Origin of the sequence: Methylobacterium sp. 10 (assembly GCF_000519085.1) — a bacterium.
Lineage (GTDB): Bacteria > Pseudomonadota > Alphaproteobacteria > Rhizobiales > Beijerinckiaceae > Methylobacterium.
In genome coordinates this window covers 1,155,535-1,172,722 of the sequence record NZ_KI912577.1, presented here as the reverse complement: position 1 = coordinate 1,172,722, position 17,188 = coordinate 1,155,535, and the positions used below count along the sequence as shown (strand labels likewise).

Here is a 17,188-nt window from a genome sequence, read left to right as displayed (position 1 = left end):
CGTCTGACGCCCGCTTCAGTCACCGACATCCGGGCCCTACCGCGCGGCGGGCACGCCAGCGGCATCATGATACACAGAAGCGGTCTCGTCCTCATGGAGGAGGCGCCAGCCCTCCAGGCTGCGCAGGTGAGCGGCGCTTCGCCCCTCCCTCCGCACGAGGGCCCAGGTGACACGATAACGCGCCAGCAGGGCGGCGAAGCGGTCGGGCTCCGAGGCGGCGAGCGCTTGGTCGAGGCCGTTCATGAAGCCGTCGAGGAAGAGCTGATCGCTGCGGCCGTCGATGAAGGTCGGCACGCCGGATCGGATCAGGAATCCACCAAAATCGTAGTCGTTGTAGACCGGGCCGCTGAGGCCCCGTGCGCGCGCCGCGTCGAGTGCGGCCTGGGGCGTCATCGCTTCGTTGAGACGCGGCGAGACCACGGCCGCCGTCGCGATCGCCGCGACGGCACAGGCCAGGATGGCGAAGCCGAGCCCCCGCGAGGTGGCGATGGCCGGACCGCCGCGCAGCGCCGGGAAACGCGTCATGGCAGGACCCGCCACGAGGATCGGAGCCGCCAGGACGAACAGTTCCGCGAACCGCGCGTGGCGGATCATCATCACCCCGAGGAGCGTGACCACGCCGAGGCGGAACAGGGTCTTGCGGGTGTCGGCCACCAGGAGCGCGATGCTGCCGATAAGCAGGGCGACGGCGACGACGCCCGCCCCATCGAGCCCGAGCGGCTGCCATTCCTTGATGAAGGGCAGGGATTCACCGCTGTTGAACAGTCCGAGATTCACGAGAAACGGCGCATAGCCATAGGGCGTCAGGCAGGATGCGGCCGTTGCGACGACGAGGAAGCGTCCCCATCGCGAAGCCCTGCCGATCCATTCGGAGCGGGGGCCGGAGAACACGCCCTCGCCCGCGAGGATACCGGCGATGACGAGGCCGATCGGATAGCTGCCGTGCAGATTGGCCCAGGCCACCATCACCGGGATGAGCCAGAAGGACGGTGCCCTCCCCCGCTCCAGCGCCGCTACGAGACCCGTCATCCAGACGAGGAGGACCGGCACCGTAAAGATGTGCGGGCGTGCGAGCAGATGCGGAGCGAGGACCACGAAAACGGCCGTGACCGTCATCAGCGCCGCCGTGGCGGAAACACGCCGCTGCAGCCACAGGTGCAAGCTGCCGAGGGAGCCGGCGACGACCAGGATGGTGAGCATGCAGACGCCCCACCACCCGGCGACCGCGAAGGCCCCGTAGAACAGCACCTGCGAGGCCCATTCCTTCGCGATCCAGGGTGAACCGGCGAAGGTGTGGGAGAACAGGTCCGTCCAGGGCACGGTCCCGTGAGCGACGATCCATCGGCCGATCGCCATATGCCACTGGCTGTCCGGATCGTTGAGCAACTGATCGGCGCGCATGGAAAGCGTGAGGACCACGACCAGGAGGACGAGGATCGACGCGGCTTCCCGCGACCGAAACGCGAACGCTCGTGATGCCGCACCGAGTGGCTGCGTTGGAACCCGGGGGTAAGCTGGATCGGATCTCATGCCGTATGCCCCACCCGGTGCCGGGAACCCCGCAGCGCCTCGGAAAAGACGTGCCGGCTCAGGACCACGTAATTCACGGCGGGAATCCCGATGCAGACGATGAGGATCGAGAGCCAGGGCGGTCCCTCGAAGAGTCCGCCGATGATGGCGGGTATCGCTGCAGCCGCGCCGTAGCCGGCCATCGTCAGACAGAAAAACCGCAACGCCGCGCGAGGTGCGGGCTGCCGATCGCCGAAGGTCAGCCAGCGATGACCGGCATAGGACCAGAGCGAGGCGAGGCCGTAGGAGAGGGGCGAGACTAGGAGAAGCGGAAGCCCGGCGATCGTCGTCCCGGCCATGCTTAAGCAGGCATACAGCAGGGTCGCGATGCCGCCGACCAGAACCATCCGGGCGAGCCGTATCGGCAGGGCTCGGCCGCTCACCGGCCGGTGCCGGAGATCCAGCCGGAAGAGGGGTTCTGTTTCATGGGATGCATCGACCGGGCTGGCGGGTGTCGAGACCGACACCGAGCGTTAGGCGAGCGCGCTTAAAGGCGGCTTAATCCCGTCAGGCCGAGGCGGAGAGCCGCCCTTCGATCGCATCCCAGACCGAGACCGCGAGATCCGGTCCACCGAGCCGCTTGATGGCGCGGATGCCCGTGGGAGAGGTGACGTTGATCTCGGTGAGGTTGCCGTCGATCACATCGATGCCGACGAGGATGAGGCCGCGACGGCGAAGCTCCGGTCCGATCGTGGCGCAGATCTCCCGCTCGCGCTCGGTGAGGTCCGAGGCTGAGGCGGCTCCACCGCGCACCATGTTGGAGCGGATGTCGTTGAGCGCCGGGACGCGGTTGATGGCACCCAGCGGCTCGCCGTCCACCAGGATGATGCGCTTGTCGCCCTCGGTGATCTTCGGCAGGAAGCGCTGGACCACCCAGGGCTCGCGGAACGTCACCGAGAACAGGTCGAACATCGAGCCGAAATTGGCGTCCTCCGGCAACACCCGGAACACCGCCGCCCCGCCATGCCCATGCAGGGGCTTCATGACGATGGCGCCGTGCTCGGCCCGGAACGCCTCGATCTCCGCCTTGTCGCGGGTGATCAGGGTCGGCGGCATGAGCTGCGGGAAATCGAGGACGAACAGCTTCTCGGGCGCGTTGCGCACCTCGGCCGGGTTGTTCACCACCAGCGTCCGCGGGTGGATCCGCTCCAGCATGTGGGTCGCGGTGATGTAGGCCATGTCGAAGGGCGGGTCCTGGCGCATCAGGACCACATCCACATCGGCGAGGTCGACACGCTCCACGGCGCCGAGGGTCGCGTGGGCGCCCTCCACGTCCTGGACCCGGAGGGGCTCGACCCTCGCCGTCACCACCTGCCCCTGCATGGAGAGCCGGTCGGGTGTATAGAACAGGAGATCGTGCCCCCGCGCCTGCGCTTCCAAGAGCAGGGCGAAGGTGGTGTCACCGGCGATCCTGATCGCCTGGATCGGGTCCATCTGAACCGCGACGGTCAGGGCCATTGCGCACGAGCCTCATTCACGTTCGGGCATGGTCGAAGGTCGGGGAGCCGCCCCCGGTCTTCGACCGGAGCCGCAGGCCTATTCGATGGCTCGGCTTCCGTCGACAGGCTTCTTACCGGACGTCGCCCTTCAGCGAGACCTACCCTTCGACAAGGCTTGCCGCCCTAGCGGGACTTGCTGTCCTAGCGGGACTTGCCACCGCTGCGGCGGTCGTAATCGCCGATGGCGTTGCGGCATTCGGCCGAGAGTCGGGGACGGTTGCGCTCCATGCACTTCTCGGCCTCGTTGCTGTTGGGATCGACGCCGGCGCAGAGGCGGAAATAGTCGTTGGCGCAGCCGAGCTGCAGGCCCTGGTCTTCGCGCTGGGCCTGGGCTGGGCCGGTGGCCAGAAGCAGAAGGGCGAAGGGTGCAGCCTTCAGGGCCAGGGACCGGCCCTTCGAGGGGCTGGAGGATCGTGTGGTCGCCACGCGCATTCTGCGTTGTCCTTCGCTCGGATCGGAGTGTGGCGGCATATCGGGCGCAGCCATGGGTTAGCAAGCGCGCAGGACACCATCCCGGTTCCGGCCGAGCACGGTCGGACAGATAGGCCGAACCCTCGGCGTGTCGCCCCGGTCACAGTTTTTCGAAATCCCTCGATAAAAAGGCCCCGCTCACGGGGAGCGGGGCCGAGTGCAAGGGAGGAAACGCCCGCCATGGGCAGTAAAATTCAAAGCAAGTTGCAAGCCAGAGCAGATACCCTGGCTTCAGTTCCAGCTGGCTTCGCAGCTGCGGCGGAAATGCCACGCGGATCCAGTCCCTGCCGCCGCCTCCCGGCGTTCTCCCTTGATTCGATGGAGAGCAGCAACTTTTCGTTAACCACGCCGTGATGATCTCCGCCCTGCATCACGATGGATTGAGCACTCGACGGAGCCCGGCTCCGAGAGGGTTCGAGAGGACGTTTCCGACGGGTTCGGGTGGTGCGGATCGAGGATCGATGGGATCGCCAGCGATGACACCTGACCGCAAGTCCCAGAGTGCCAAAACACACCCCGGTGAACCATCGGGTGGTCACGGGGACCGTTCGATGCCGCTGCCGATGGCCAGTGTCGTGGCGTTCCGCCAGGCTACCGGTCGCCGATTCCGCCGGGACGACGAGAACGACAGCGCCACGCGCGGCGAGATCCTGCTGTTCACCGGCGTCCGCTACGAGCGCATGCCCGAACCGGCGATGCCCGCTCCGCGCCAGCGCCGGCGCTCCTGAGACCCACGCCTCCGGTCACCGTGAGGCCCGAGCAGGCACCGTCAACCCAAGGAAGCGCGATGCCGGCGTCCTATCCCATCAGCCACACCCGGCGCCTGATCAAGACCGCATCCGCCGCCGCGATGCTGCTGATGGGCGGCTGCGCCCAGAAAGGCGATTTCGGCCGCCCCGCCCCGAGCGCCTGGAACAGCCTCGTGGCGAGCACCGGCACCGGGGCCGCGCATTACCGCAACGAGCCGGCCTCGTACTTTCCCCTCACCGACGACGAGCGCACCCTGCGCGACCGGGCCTGGCGCTTCCTGATGCCGGCGGCCGAGAGCGAGACCTTCACCGATGCTCTCGCGAACCTCACCCGTACCCGCGTGCTGCCGCCGAGCTGGCGCAACGACGATGTCGCCAGCTACCATGCGGCCCTGATCGCGGAGCCCTTCCGCTCACCCGTCTCGCGCTATCGCCGCGTATCGGACGACATCACTGCGGATGCGCGCCTGATCCCGCTTTTCGCGGCCACGGCGGCGCGGGTGGCGAATGCCGATACCCTGCGCCTGCGCAGCCTGCCCTTCGTGAAGAGCCTCGACGACGAGAGCATCCGACAGGCCGCCATGCGGGTGGCCGAGAACCGCTGCCTCGTGGCCTGGGTCCGTCTGGAGACGGGGGTCCGGTCGGAGCGCTATCGCTACGCCCTGCAGCATCTCCTCGTCGAAGTTCCCTCCGTCGAGGCCGTGTCGGTCGAGCGCAGTCTCGCCAGCCTCGACGGACGCCGCGTGATGCTCGACCCGCTGCTACCGGCGGAAGCCGAGGCGCGCTGCGGATTGGTGGAGGCTCCCGCTCCGCGGGCGGCCCTTCCCATCGTCGCGAAATACTGAACCGGACCGCCCGTCCGGAGGGGGCGTGGGTCGTCCATCAGCCGCCGGATTTCGCAGCGTCCTCGGTCGGGCTGTCGATGGTGCAGGACACGGCCTGGACGGCTTCGTTCGCCGCCTGACGCTGGCTCGGAAGGGCCGCGACCACGCGCACCACCACGAAGCCCTCCCGCTCGGTGGCGACGATGCGCACGTCTCGGCTGACGTCGTTCTCGTCCTCGTTGGCCAGGGCCTCGTCGTATTGGGCGCGGGTGAGGATCACGAGGTCGAGGGCGCCGCGCACCGCCGCCTGGTCGGTGACGGCATAGAAGGCCCCCCGCCGGCCGTGGACGGCCAGGGAGAGCATCAGCGCGCCGGTCCGGGCCGAGACCCGCATCGGGCCGTCGGCGAGGTTGTAGGCGCAGATGCCCACCGCGACGGAGGGATCGGGGATCGGCAGCCACGCCTCGGTGGGGGCCGGGTTGATGCCGGTGGAGAGGGTGTAGACCGGCATCGCGTGGTCCAGGGCCTCGCTGGTGCGCGCCTTCGTCAGGGCGTCGGATTCCGACAGGCTCGGTATTGCCAGCACCACGGCGATATGGACCAGCCCCGCCAGGACGAGGCCGGCGAGGGTCGCGAGGAGGAAACGACCGGTCGGGTTCATTCCGCGCATTCCGTGCGGGAGATCGTGGGAACCGCGGAGCGCTCCACTGTGCCGGCGCTGGCCGCCACGGGCGTGTCGTAGAGACGGAGCGCAAGCCGCACCGGCCCTGCCGCCCGCGGCATGGGCAGCCAGTTGCCAGGCTGGACGTCCGAGGCGAGGACAATGGAGAAGCGCCCGTCGACGTCGCGCAGCACCTCCGTCGAGGTGAAGCCCTCGCGCAGCACCGACCGTTCGGGGTCGCGCTTGCCGCGCCCGGCGACGGTGAGGGTCCAGGCTCTGGCCGGAGGCGTCGCGCCGGCGATCACATAGGTGCAGCCGGCATTGAGGGCGCGCCCCTGGTCGTCCTGGGACGCGGTCAGAAGCAGCCCCTCCCCCACCGCCAGGGGAATCTCCCCGCGCCGGGCATTCACCGCGCGGGCATAGGGATCGGCGCCGAGCGAGCCCGTGCGCGGCCATGCGATCCAGCTTCCCACCGAAACGCCGCCGAACGGATAGCCGCCCCGCGTGGCGTAATCCGCCGTCGCCAGACCGAGGCCGGCGCCGAGGGCGAGCGTGTAGAAGACGAGACCGACGCGGGAGGTCCGGCGCAGGACGGCCCGAAAGGCGCTGCCTCCCCGGCCGGCGACGCCCGCGATGTCCTGCATCGCTCCGGACCGGGCAAGGTGATCTGTGGTGCTCATGCGGCGGCTGACATCCTGGGGCCGTGTGGACACCGTCGCTACGGGGTGCCGATGCGGCCGCTGACCGGGCGGGCGCCATCGGCGACGGCGCCCGTGGTCTCCCCCGCGGCGGCGCGGGCGCCGGCGGGCGGTCCCGCCTCCACGGTGCGGAACAGGCCGTTCATGCTGCCGATGACCTCGAACGAGCGCCGCGAGAGCTTGCCGGCCGCGCTGGCGGCGGCGTTGGGCGATGAGGACGGCCCGGCCTGCGCCATCGGACGCGTGTTCTCCTTGAGGCCCGGCATCGGCTTCAGCTCGATGCCCTGGTGAGCCGTTTCCATCACGTCGTGCCAGGCCATGGCGGGGAGCGAGCCGCCCGTCATCTTGTTGGTGGAGGTGGAATCGTCGTTGCCGAACCAGACGGCGCCCACGTAATTGCCGGTATAGGCTACGAACCAGGCATCCTTGTAGGCGTTAGTCGTGCCCGATTTACCCGCGACCTTGATGCCGTCGAGCTGCGCGCGGCGGCCGGTCCCCTCCTCCACCACCTTGTTCAACATGAAGTTCATGTCGGCCACGACTTGAGGAGAGAGGATCTGCTCGGGCTTCTCGTCGGCATGGCGGTAGATCACCTCGCCCGACGAGTTCTTCACCTCCATGGCCGCGTAGGGCTTGGCCTTGCGGCCGCCATTGGCGAACACCGCATAGGCCGCCGCCTGATCGATGACGTTCACCTCCGCCGAGCCGATGGGCAGGGAAACGGAATCGGTGAGCGGAGTGGTGATGCCCATGCGGTGGGCCATGTCGATGATCTTGGCGCGTCCCGCCTTGGCGGCGGGAAAATCGCCCTTGATGCCGATGGCCTTGCCCAGCGCGATCGAGATCTGGATCGGGATCGTGTTGATGGATTTCGCCACCGCAACCGTGAGGTTGGTGGCGCCGGAGAACGAGCGGCCGTAATTCTGCGGGCACCAATTGCCGAGGCAGATCGGCCGGTCCACGACCCGGGTGTCGGGCCGGTAGAGGCCGGCGGCGAGACCTGCCGCATAGACGTAGGGTTTGAACGAGGAGCCCGGCTGGCGCAGGGAATCGGTGGCTCGGTTGAACTGGCTCTCGCCGTAATCGGCCCCGCCGACCATGGCGCGCAGCGCCCCGTCCGGATCGAGGATGACCATGGCGGCCTCGTCCACGTCGTACTGGTCGCCGTACTGGCGCAGGATGGTCTCCACCGCCTGGTCGGCGCGCTTCTGGATACCGATGTCGAGGGGGGTCTTGACGATCAGCACGCGGTCGCCGCGCAGCTTGCCGGCATCCGCCATGCCCTTGATCTCGCCGAAGGCCCAGTCGAGGTAGTAATCGGCTGTGATGTCGCGGGTGCGGGTCACCGGCGTCGCCGGGTTGCGCAACGCCGTCTGGATCTGGCCTTCGGTGACGAAGCCGGCCTCCACCATGTTGTGGAGCACGTCCACGGCGCGGGCGCGGGCCGCCGGCAGATTCACGTGTGGCGCGTACTTCGTCGGGGCCTTGAACAGGCCGGCCAGCATCGCGGCCTCGGCGAGGCTCACGTCCTTCAGGGGCTTGCCGAAATAGTAATCGGCCGCCGCCACCGCGCCGAAGGTGCCGCCGCCCATATAGGCACGGTCGAGATAGAGCTTGAGAATCTCGTTCTTGCTGAGATGGCTCTCGAGCCAGAGTGCCAGGAACGCCTCGTTGACCTTGCGCTCCAGGGAGCGCTCGTTGGTGAGGAACAGGTTCTTGGCGAGCTGCTGGGTGATCGACGAGCCGCCCTGGGTGTTGCCGCCGCCCCGCGAGTTCGACACGAGAGCGCGCGCCGTGCCGATCGGGTCGATGCCCCAATGCTCGTAGAAGCGCCGGTCCTCGGTGGAGACCAGGGCCTTGATCATGCTGTCGGGAAAGTCGTCGAGCTTGAGCGAATCGTCGTGCTTGATTCCGCGCCGGCCCACCTCGACGCCATAGCGGTCGAGGAAGGTGACGGCGAGATCCTGCTGCTTCAGCCAGTTGTCGCTGGTGAGGTTGAAGGCGGGCTGCGCGAGGGCCAGCATCAGCACGGCGCCGCCGGTGCCGAGCGTCACCGCCTCGCTGGTGAGATCGAGGGCGACGCGCTTCCAGCCGCGCACCGAGAAGACCTGCATGCGCTGCTGGAAACGCTCGTAGGTCTCGGCGGTGGAACGGCCACTGTCGTACAGGCTCGCGTTCACCCAGGCGTCGAAGCCGAGGGCGGCGCGTTTCAGGCGCGTCAGGATCGAGGTGGCTTTGGGCAGGCGCACGACGTGTTCTCTGTCCCTCACCGCACGAACGGCACCGATCGCCGATGCCGCCGGCCAAGCACTACCAAGCTCCGCGCATCTTCGCGAGGCCCCGCGATCCACATCGCCCGCCCTTCCGCAGGGGGCGGCGCGGACGGCTCCCCACCATAATGCGTCCGGCGGCGAAAACGTCGCGGTGCCGGCGAGAATAACCCTTCGTCAACCCTGACTCGGGATTGGGGCGTCGAGGTGGCGCGGCTTGCCGATCGCGCCCACATGCGTCAAGGAGCCTGCGCGCTCCGCCCTCTCATGTCGAACCCCGAAGGTGCTTCCGATGAGGGACCGCACAGCCGCCCTCCTTGCCACTGACCCATCGGCCCGTCGGGCCGCGAACCCGTTCTGGCGGGAGAAGACCCTCGACGAGATGTCGTCGTCAGAGTGGGAGAGCCTGTGCGACGGCTGCGGCCGGTGCTGCCTGCTCAAGCTCGAGGACGACGATACCGGCGAGGTCTACCACACCGATGTCGGCTGCACCCTCCTCGACGGGCTCGCCTGCAACTGCCGCGACTACGTCAACCGCCAGAGGCGGGTGCCCGATTGCGTCCGCCTGACGCCGGAGGCGGTCCGGACCATCCCCTGGCTGCCGCCGACCTGCGCCTATCGCCTCGTGCGCGACGGGCAGGACCTCTACCCATGGCACCCCCTCGTCTCCGGCCGTCAGGCCAGTGTCCACGAAGCCGGCATCTCGGTGCGCGGCCGGATCTCGGGCAACGAGGAGGAGTTCACCACCGACGAACTCCTCGACCAGATCGTCACCTGGCCCGGCCGCACCCCGGAGACCGAGGACGAGGATTAATACAAGACCTCGATGAGCCTGACTCATCGAGGTCTGCCCGTGCGACGGCGCGGCGGCGGTCGTCCGCCGGACCTCAATGACCCTGACCTATGGATCAGGGTCATTGAGACTTGCTATGAGCGCGCGAAAGGCGCCTCACGGATCGAGTCGGAAGCCGTCCACGTCGCGCAGGAGGTCGAGGAAGGCTCTCGCACCGTGGTCGAGGGCCGCGAGACCGGCCTCGCGGGTGCCGAGCGTCGCATTGCCGATGGCGCCCGAGGGGTGAAGGTCCTGTGCCTTCCAGGCGAATGCCGCCGGACGGCCGGCGCGCAGGTGGGTGAAATCGCGCTCCATCGCCACCGAACGGGGCTCGAAATCGGCAATGGCTTGCCGACGTACCGAACCGGGCTTCAGTGCCAGCATCAGCGCCGTCTCGACGGCGCCGGCATGGATGCCGTGTCTGATCTCGTCTTCGGGAAACAGACCCGGCGGATAGCCGAAGCGGCTCCAGGCTGTGGTGACGGCGAGCATGCCGAGACCGCGCAAGTCGCTCGCCACGAGGTCGATCAGGCCGCTATTGCCGCCATGGGATGTGACGATGACGAGCTTGCCGCATCCGGCGCGATGGAGGCTGCGCCCGATCTCGCCCCAGGCGCGCAAGGCCGTCTCCGCCGTCAGGCTGAGCGTGCCTGGGAAGGCGTCGTGCTCGTCCGACTTGCCGATGCTCTGGACCGGCAGGACCAGGATATCGAGACGGCCCGCATCGAGTTCGGCGAGGCGGGCGAGGTAGCCTTCGGCGATGGTGACGTCGGTGGAGAGCGGCAGATGCGGTCCATGTTGCTCAACCGCCGCCACGGGGAGGACGGCGATGGAGCGGCCGACGACGGACGCGATCTCCTCGGTCGTGAGATCGAACCAGTTCCGCACCGCCATGGCCGTCATGCCCCTCGCGGCCCCATGCCGCGAGGGGCATGTCTATGCCGGATGGGCTCCCACAAGAAGGCCCATCCGAGAGTCGGATCAGCGGCGCGAGGGGCGCAGGAGCCATCCGAGGCCGAAGGCGGCGGCTGCCACGAGGGCGAGCGTGACGGCTTTGTTCTCGTCGGCACGGGCGGCGACGGCCCGTCCCTGGCGCACGGCTTCACCGCGGTAATGGCGACCACGGCGCTGGGCCTCGTCGGCGAGGGCATGACCACGGTCGGCGATTGCATGGCCGCGCTGCTGGGCCTCGTCTGCCAGAGCATGGGCGCGGGCGCTCGCCTCGTCGATGAATCGCTCGCCGCCGCGGCGAAGGCCTTTCACCGTGTCGCGGGCTTCGCCATAGGCGTACTGGGCCGCACCGGCGGCCTGATCGTAGGCGCCCTCCACCTGCTGGCGCGCACGGCCGGTCACGGCGCCGAGCGCCGTCTTGCCCCGTCCCTGCAGATTGCGGACGCCGCCGTCGAAATGGTCTCTGTTCATGGATCTATCTCCCATTCGCGAGGGGAAGACGGGCCGGGAGCCCGATCCGCCCTGTCGGAGCACCGTTCCGGATACGCGTCCGCGACGATGCTCGAAGCGATTGTTCGTCGTGGTGGTTCAAGGAGCCGCCCACATTCCATCGAGCCACGCCCCGATATCACGAGGCGTTTGAGAGGACTTGCACCGCCCCCCCGCGACGGCTCCGACCGGATCGTCAGATTTTCTTGACGGCGTCGGCTGCGCTCTGAGCCGCGCCCTTGATCCCATCCTTGGCATCACCCACGGTCTTCTGGGCCTCGCCCTTCAGCTCCTGCGCCTTGCCTTCTGCCTGCAGCTTCTCATTGCCCGTGACAGAGCCGACGCCCTGCTTGATGTTGCCGACGGCTTCGTTGGCGAGACCCTTGATCTTGTCGGTGGTGCTGCTCATCGAAATGGTCCTCATCAGCGATCGGGGAAGCCGGGACGCGGCATGCGTCGGGCACCGCGAAGTCGGAAGCCGAACGATAACAATTGCTGAAATGTTCCGATCCGAGGCTGCAGAATTGTATGATTCCTGACTGATCCGAGGGAGAAGTGCTGCGTCGCAGCACTGATTCGAAGTTAAAGACCGCCACGGTAAGAGTTTGAATTTTTTATACGCGTGATCCAAATTTTTTGTTTCGCTTTGCGACGTTCTTGCCAGCAAAGTTTCTTGAATTCAAAATATTCCCGTCTAGAACTCGGCAAACAACAGACGAGACACCGAGGAAGACGGTCATGACCGTTCGCGCCGCCCCCCCGGGTTCGGGCGGGACTACCCAGCCGACCCTGGATACGGCGTCCGCGCCGCCGTTCGGGCGCTGGGGTCAGCTGGTGATCGGGGTGATCTGCATGGTGATGATCGCCAACCTGCAATACGGCTGGACGTTCTTCGTCCCCGACATCCAGAAGAAGTTCGGCTTCGACCGGGCGGCGATCCAGTGGGCCTTCACCCTGTTCGTGCTGTTCGAGACCTGGCTGGTCCCGATCGAGGGCTGGTTCGTGGACAAGTACGGCCCGCGTGTGGTGGTGCTGTTCGGCGGCGCGCTCTGCGGCATCGGCTGGGTCATCAACTCCTACGCCGCCTCGCTCAACATGTTCTATCTCGGCCAGGTCGTCGCCGGCATCGGTGCGGGCGCCGTCTACGGCACCTGCGTCGGCTCGGCCCTGAAATGGTTCCCCGACAAGCGCGGGCTCGCCGCCGGCATCATCGCCGCAGGCTTCGGCGCCGGCTCGGCGCTGACCGTCGCCCCGATCCAGTGGATGATCGCCGATCACGGCTTCCAGGCCGCCTTCTTCAACTTCGGCATCGGCCAGGGCCTCGTCGTCTGCGCGCTCGCCTTCTTCTTCACCTCGCCGAAGAAGGGCCAGGTGCCGGAGGTCGTGGCCAACGCCAACATCATCCAGACCCGGCGCAACTACACCCCCGGCGAAGTCGCACGCCAGCCGATCTTCTGGCTCATGTACTTCATGTTCGTCATCGTCGGCGCCGGCGGCCTGATGATCACCGCCAACCTCAAGCCCATCGCCTCCGATATCGGCGTCGACAAGGTGCCCGTCACCATCATGGGCATCACCATGGTCGCCATCACCTTCGCCGCCACCATCGACCGCGTCCTCAACGGCCTCACCCGCCCGTTCTTCGGATGGGTCTCCGACAAGATCGGCCGCGAGAACACCATGTTCATCGCCTTCGCCATGGAAGGCTTCGGCATCTACATGCTCTACCTCTGGGGCCACGACCCGCTGTGGTTCGTCCTGCTCTCCGGCTTCGTGTTCTTCGCCTGGGGCGAGATCTACTCCCTCTTCCCCTCCACCTGCACCGACACCTTCGGCACCAAGTTCGCCGCCACCAATGCCGGTCTGCTCTACACCGCGAAGGGCACCGCCGCCCTCCTCGTGCCCGTGGCGAACTATCTCCAGCAGGCCACCAACAGCTGGGACGGCGTCTTCCTCGTCGCCGCCGGCGCCAACATCCTCGCATCCCTCCTCGCCATCGGCGTGCTGAAGCCATGGCGAGCCCGCGTCGTCGCCCGGAGCATCTGAACCATGGCCCGCTGGATCGGATACAGCCACGACGGTCGAGCCGGCTTCGGTCGCCTCGACGGAGAGCAGGTCACCGTGCACGAGGGCGACCTGTTCGACGCGCCCAGGGCGACGGGAGAGATCCTGCCCCTCGCCGAAATCGTCCTCGACCTGCCGTGCCGGCCGAGCAAGGTCATTGCCCTATGGAACAATTTCTCCGCCATGGCCGAGAAGCAGGGGCTGACCCCGCCGGTCGCCCCGTTGTTCCTGCTGAAGCCGGCCAACACCTATCGCCCGAGCGGCGCCGAGATCGCGGTGCCGGATTGTGCCGGGCGTATCCTGTTCGAGGGTGAACTCGGCATCGTCATCGGCAAGGTGGCGGGCCGGAGCGCGCGCGACCTCACCCCCGACGAGGCGGCCGACCACATCTTCGGCTATACCTGCGTGAACGACGTGACCGCGCTGGAAATCCTCAAGGCCGATCCGAGCTTCGCCCAATGGACGCGCTCCAAGGGACTGGACGGGTTCGGCCCATTCGGGCCGGCCATCGCCACCGACCTCGACCCCGAGGCGCTCTCGGTGAAGGTGCGGGTGAACGGGCGCGAGCGGCAGACCTATCCCCTCTCCGACATGATCTTCCGCCCGCACGAGATCGTCGCCATGATCTCACGGGGTATGACGCTGGAGCCCGGCGACGTCATCGCCTGCGGCACCTCCAACGGTTCCGGCCCGATCCCGAAGGGTGCCACCGTCGAGGTGGAGATCGAAGGGATCGGTATCCTGTCGAACCGCTTCTCCTGAACCGCACACATCAGAACGACACGGCATCCGGACAATGAGGGCACGAGCATGAGCATCGCGATCGTCGGCGCAGGCGCTATCGGCGGATTTCTGGGGGTTCGCCTGGCGAATATCGGCGAGGACGTCACCTTCATCGCACGCGGGGCCAATCTCGATGCCATCCGCTTCAACGGCATGCGCCTGATCGAGGAGAACGGCTCCGAGATCCACGTGACGAACCTCAAGGCCACGAAGTCCATGGAAGAGGCCGGCGTTCACGACGTGGTGCTGCTCACCGTGAAGGCGCATCAGGTCGGACCGATCGCCGCCGATCTCCACCACCTCATCGGCCCCGATACCATCGTGGTGACCATGCAGAACGGCATCCCATGGTGGTACTTTTCGGGTGGCCATGGGGGCGAGCTGTCCGGGACGCACTTGGAAACCGCCGATCCGGGCCGGCTCATCGCGGAGCATCTCGACCCGAAACATGTCATCGGCTCGGTGGTCTACCCGGCGGCCGTCCTCACCGAGCCCGGCGTGGTCCAGGTGATCGAGGGCCACCGCTTCGGTCTGGGCGAACTCGACGGCTCCATGAGCCCGCGGGTCCAGGCCCTGGCACAGCTCCTGATCAAGGCGGGCTTCCGCGCGCCCGTCACCAGCGACATCCGCGCCGAGATCTGGCTCAAGCTCTGGGGCAACCTCAGCTTCAACCCGATCTCCGCGCTGGCCCATGCCACCCTGGTGGATATCTGTCGGTTCCCGGAGACGCGGGCACTCGCCGCCGACATGATGCGCGAGGCGGAGACCATCGCGAACAAGCTCGGCATCACCTTCAAGCTCGGGATCGAGCGGCGCATCGCCGGGGCCGAGAAGGTCGGCGCGCACAAGACCTCGATGCTGCAGGACGTGGAGGCCGGCCGGCCGATCGAACTAGAAGCCCTCGTCGGCTCGATCATCGAACTCGGCCGCCTCACCGACACCCCGACTCCGCATATCGGCACCGTCTACGCCCTGATGCGGCTGCTCTCGCAGAGCCTCGAACGGGCGCAGGGACGCCTGTCCATCGCGACGGCCTGACCCAACGATCCCCCGGCGGTCGCAACCGACCGCCCATCCACGTGAACATGTGCCGCTCCCCATGCGGCGGACCGCCTTCACCATCCCGAAGGCAACTGACGATGAGGACACAGCTTCCATGGCCGAGACCGCAACCACCTTGCACGCGCTGATCCAGGCGGGCGCCGACGAGGCCAGCGCCCTGTCGAGCCCCGGCGGCGTTCCGCTGACCTTCGGCGCCCTGCGGGCGCTCACCGACAGCACCATCGCGTCCCTCAACGCGCAGGGGATCGGCCGTGGCGACCGGGTCGCCATCGTCCTCGACAACGGACCGGAAATGGCCGCCGCCTTCATCGCCATCGCGGCGGGCACCACTTCGGCTCCCCTGAACCCCGCCTACAAGGCGGACGAATTCGAGTTCTACCTGACCGACCTCAACGCCAAGCTGCTGGTGGCGGCAGAGGGCTCGCAGAGCCCGGCGGTGGCGGTGGCCGAGAAGCTCGGCGTGCCGGTGGTGCGCCTGACCCCGACGCCCGAGCAGGGCGCGGGCAGCTTCACCCTCGCCTTCTCCGGATCCGATGCGACGCCGGCAGCCCAGGGCGGCCCGGCCCATCCGGACGATATCGGTCTCGTGCTCCACACCTCGGGCACCACCTCGCGCCCGAAGATCGTGCCGCTGAAGCAGTCGAACGTCTGCGCCTCGGCCCGCAACATCCGCACCACCCTCGCCTTCACGGCCGAGGATCGCGGCCTCAACATCATGCCGCTGTTCCACATCCACGGCCTCATCGCCGGCATCCTGGCGCCGCTCTCGGCGGGCGGGCAGGTCTGCTGCACGCCGGGCTTCAACGCCCTGAAGTTCTTCGGCTGGATGGGGGAGGTCCGCCCGACCTGGTACACGGCGGTGCCGACGATGCACCAGGCGATCCTGGGCCGCGCCGCCCGCAACAAGGAGGTCATCGCGGCCAATCCCCTGCGCTTCATCCGCTCCTCATCGTCCTCCATGCCGCCGCAGGTGATGAAGGAGATCGAGGAGGTGTTCGGTGCGCCGCTGCTGGAGGCCTACGGCATGACCGAGGCTGCCCACCAGATGGCCTCGAACCCGCTGCCGCCCCGGCCGCATTATGCCGGCTCGGTGGGCCTCGCCGCCGGCCCGGAGATCGCCATCGTCGACCATGACGGCGAGCCCCTGGCCGCCGGCGAGACCGGAGAGATCGTCATCCGCGGCGACAACGTGATGACCGGCTACGAGAACAATGAGAAGGCCAATGCCGAAGCCTTCACCAGGCAGGGCTGGTTCCGCACCGGCGACCAAGGCACGCTGACCCCGGAGGGCTACCTCTCGATCACCGGTCGCCTGAAGGAGATCATCAACCGCGGCGGCGAGAAGATTTCCCCGCGCGAGGTGGACGAGATCCTGATGGACCACCCGGCGGTGTCCCAGTGCATCACCTTCGCGATGCCGCACGACAAGCTCGGCGAGGACGTGGTGGCTGCCATCGTCCTGCGCGAGGGCCACGACGCCCTGTCGGAGAAGGACCTGCGGGGCTTCGCGTCCGAGCGCCTCGCCCCGTTCAAGGTGCCGGCCAAGATCATCTTCCTCGAAGAGATCCCGAAGGGCGCCACCGGCAAGCTCCAGCGCATCGGCCTCGCCCAGAAGCTCGGCCTGACGTGAGGAGCAGCGCGCCGGTTCCCGGATCACCCCAGGTGTCCGGGCGTCGGCGCTACGGGTGGAGACTCGCCATTTCGATCCGCCCCCTCCCTCGGGCGCCTGCAGCGCCAGCGGACGGTGACCCGGGAGCCGGCGCGGGAAGGGCCGCGTCAGCGGTTCGAAATCCCGTCGGCTCGCGCGACCATGATAAATATTGATAAGACTTACGGTAGAGAAGAAGCCCTGCCGGTAAGTCGATCGATTTGTACGACGCTGGCTATGACAGTATCGTCCCGCCCCATACGGCCATCAACGAACGGACGACGATCCGTCGAGGCCGATGGGAGGATTCGACACGATGACGAACAGGTTGGCTGCTTTAGCCGTGCTCGCAGCGATGACCGCTCCAGCACAGGCACTGTCGATGAATGACCCGCTCACGGAATGGAGCAAGGGCACGGCCATGGACCGCATGCAGATCGCCTCGCGCCTCGGCAAGTCGTTCAACAGCATCAGTGATAGCTTCACCGCCGGCTACTTCCTGAAATGCATCGACGACGTGGCCGTCTACGGCAACGCCAAGGCCGCCAGGATCGAAGATGCCATGCGCGAATGCGTGGCGGCGCGCATGCCGCGCAGTCCGGACGCGGAGTAGGACAC

18 protein-coding genes are annotated in these 17,188 nt (G+C 67.5%); 8 read left to right on the top strand and 10 right to left on the bottom strand.

Going from position 1 to position 17,188, the window contains the following annotated elements:
- Nucleotides 1-36: 36 nt before the first annotated feature.
- The 4 genes from K368_RS0105390 to K368_RS0105375 all read right to left on the bottom strand — a co-directional run bounded on the left by K368_RS0105390 (nucleotide 37) and on the right by K368_RS0105375 (nucleotide 3,500).
- Nucleotides 37-1,401 carry a hypothetical protein gene (locus K368_RS0105390; protein WP_245259510.1) on the bottom strand — a complete coding sequence of 455 codons (1,365 nt, stop codon included), beginning with the start codon at nucleotides 1,399-1,401 and terminating at the stop codon, nucleotides 37-39.
- 125 nt (nucleotides 1,402-1,526) lie between these two features.
- Nucleotides 1,527-1,952 (bottom strand): GtrA family protein, encoded by a 426-nt coding sequence (locus tag K368_RS0105385; protein WP_245259509.1) that lies wholly within the window; start codon nucleotides 1,950-1,952, stop codon nucleotides 1,527-1,529.
- Nucleotides 1,953-2,076: 124 nt separating this feature from the next.
- Entirely contained in the window at nucleotides 2,077-3,027 is a 951-nt protein-coding gene (gshB, locus tag K368_RS0105380) for a glutathione synthase (protein ID WP_027171498.1), read from the bottom strand.
- A 182-nt stretch (nucleotides 3,028-3,209) separates the two neighbouring features.
- A complete protein-coding gene (locus tag K368_RS0105375) occupies nucleotides 3,210-3,500 on the bottom strand; it encodes a hypothetical protein (RefSeq protein WP_027171497.1) in 291 nt (96 codons plus the stop codon).
- Between the two features lie 590 nt (nucleotides 3,501-4,090).
- Between K368_RS0105375 and K368_RS27000 the strand changes: the two genes are divergently transcribed.
- Both K368_RS27000 and K368_RS0105365 read left to right on the top strand, forming a co-directional pair.
- Nucleotides 4,091-4,267, top strand: a complete 177-nt coding sequence (locus K368_RS27000; RefSeq protein ID WP_197030983.1) for a hypothetical protein — start codon at nucleotides 4,091-4,093, stop codon at nucleotides 4,265-4,267.
- Between the two features lie 122 nt (nucleotides 4,268-4,389).
- Nucleotides 4,390-5,133 carry a hypothetical protein gene (locus tag K368_RS0105365; RefSeq protein ID WP_051440007.1) on the top strand — a complete coding sequence of 248 codons (744 nt, stop codon included), beginning with the start codon at nucleotides 4,390-4,392 and terminating at the stop codon, nucleotides 5,131-5,133.
- A 37-nt stretch (nucleotides 5,134-5,170) separates the two neighbouring features.
- On the opposite strand, the gene K368_RS0105360 is transcribed toward K368_RS0105365, so the two are convergent.
- From K368_RS0105360 to K368_RS0105350, 3 genes are all read right to left on the bottom strand, one after another.
- Complete coding sequence (locus tag K368_RS0105360) at nucleotides 5,171-5,773, bottom strand: hypothetical protein (protein WP_026176270.1); 603 nt, start codon at nucleotides 5,771-5,773, stop codon at nucleotides 5,171-5,173.
- Complete coding sequence (locus K368_RS0105355) at nucleotides 5,770-6,417, bottom strand: DUF1214 domain-containing protein (protein WP_155935322.1); 648 nt, start codon at nucleotides 6,415-6,417, stop codon at nucleotides 5,770-5,772. Before K368_RS0105355 ends, K368_RS0105360 begins: the two co-directional genes overlap by 4 nt.
- A 74-nt stretch (nucleotides 6,418-6,491) precedes the next feature.
- Nucleotides 6,492-8,720, bottom strand: coding sequence for a PBP1A family penicillin-binding protein (locus K368_RS0105350; RefSeq protein WP_027171494.1), 2,229 nt, complete (start codon nucleotides 8,718-8,720; stop codon nucleotides 6,492-6,494).
- A gap of 313 nt (nucleotides 8,721-9,033) precedes the next feature.
- On the opposite strand from K368_RS0105350, the gene K368_RS0105345 reads away from it, so the two are divergent.
- On the top strand, nucleotides 9,034-9,555 hold the full coding sequence (locus tag K368_RS0105345) for a YcgN family cysteine cluster protein (protein ID WP_027171493.1): 522 nt from the start codon (nucleotides 9,034-9,036) through the stop codon (nucleotides 9,553-9,555).
- A gap of 135 nt (nucleotides 9,556-9,690) precedes the next feature.
- Here the strand turns inward: K368_RS0105345 and K368_RS0105340 are convergent, their stop codons facing one another.
- The 3 genes from K368_RS0105340 to K368_RS0105330 form a co-directional block, all read right to left on the bottom strand.
- Nucleotides 9,691-10,467 carry a creatininase family protein gene (locus K368_RS0105340; RefSeq protein ID WP_027171492.1) on the bottom strand — a complete coding sequence of 259 codons (777 nt, stop codon included), beginning with the start codon at nucleotides 10,465-10,467 and terminating at the stop codon, nucleotides 9,691-9,693.
- 87 nt (nucleotides 10,468-10,554) lie between these two features.
- Nucleotides 10,555-10,995 (bottom strand): CsbD family protein, encoded by a 441-nt coding sequence (locus K368_RS0105335; protein ID WP_027171491.1) that lies wholly within the window; start codon nucleotides 10,993-10,995, stop codon nucleotides 10,555-10,557.
- 214 nt (nucleotides 10,996-11,209) lie between these two features.
- A complete protein-coding gene (locus K368_RS0105330; RefSeq protein WP_018045822.1) occupies nucleotides 11,210-11,422 on the bottom strand; it encodes a CsbD family protein in 213 nt (70 codons plus the stop codon).
- A 329-nt stretch (nucleotides 11,423-11,751) separates the two neighbouring features.
- Here K368_RS0105330 and oxlT point away from each other — a divergent pair, with 329 nt between their 5' ends.
- From oxlT to K368_RS0105305, 5 genes are all read left to right on the top strand, one after another.
- Nucleotides 11,752-13,059, top strand: coding sequence for an oxalate/formate MFS antiporter (gene oxlT / locus K368_RS0105325; protein WP_027171490.1), 1,308 nt, complete (start codon nucleotides 11,752-11,754; stop codon nucleotides 13,057-13,059).
- Between the two features lie 3 nt (nucleotides 13,060-13,062).
- Nucleotides 13,063-13,839 carry a fumarylacetoacetate hydrolase family protein gene (locus K368_RS0105320; RefSeq protein WP_027171489.1) on the top strand — a complete coding sequence of 259 codons (777 nt, stop codon included), beginning with the start codon at nucleotides 13,063-13,065 and terminating at the stop codon, nucleotides 13,837-13,839.
- A 48-nt stretch (nucleotides 13,840-13,887) separates the two neighbouring features.
- Nucleotides 13,888-14,898: a 2-dehydropantoate 2-reductase gene (locus tag K368_RS0105315; RefSeq protein ID WP_027171488.1), complete on the top strand. Its 1,011-nt coding sequence runs from the start codon at nucleotides 13,888-13,890 to the stop codon at nucleotides 14,896-14,898.
- Nucleotides 14,899-15,016: 118 nt separating this feature from the next.
- Nucleotides 15,017-16,552, top strand: coding sequence for an acyl--CoA ligase (locus K368_RS0105310; RefSeq protein ID WP_027171487.1), 1,536 nt, complete (start codon nucleotides 15,017-15,019; stop codon nucleotides 16,550-16,552).
- A 334-nt stretch (nucleotides 16,553-16,886) separates the two neighbouring features.
- Nucleotides 16,887-17,183 carry a hypothetical protein gene (locus tag K368_RS0105305; protein WP_027171486.1) on the top strand — a complete coding sequence of 99 codons (297 nt, stop codon included), beginning with the start codon at nucleotides 16,887-16,889 and terminating at the stop codon, nucleotides 17,181-17,183.
- Nucleotides 17,184-17,188: the final 5 nt, after the last annotated feature.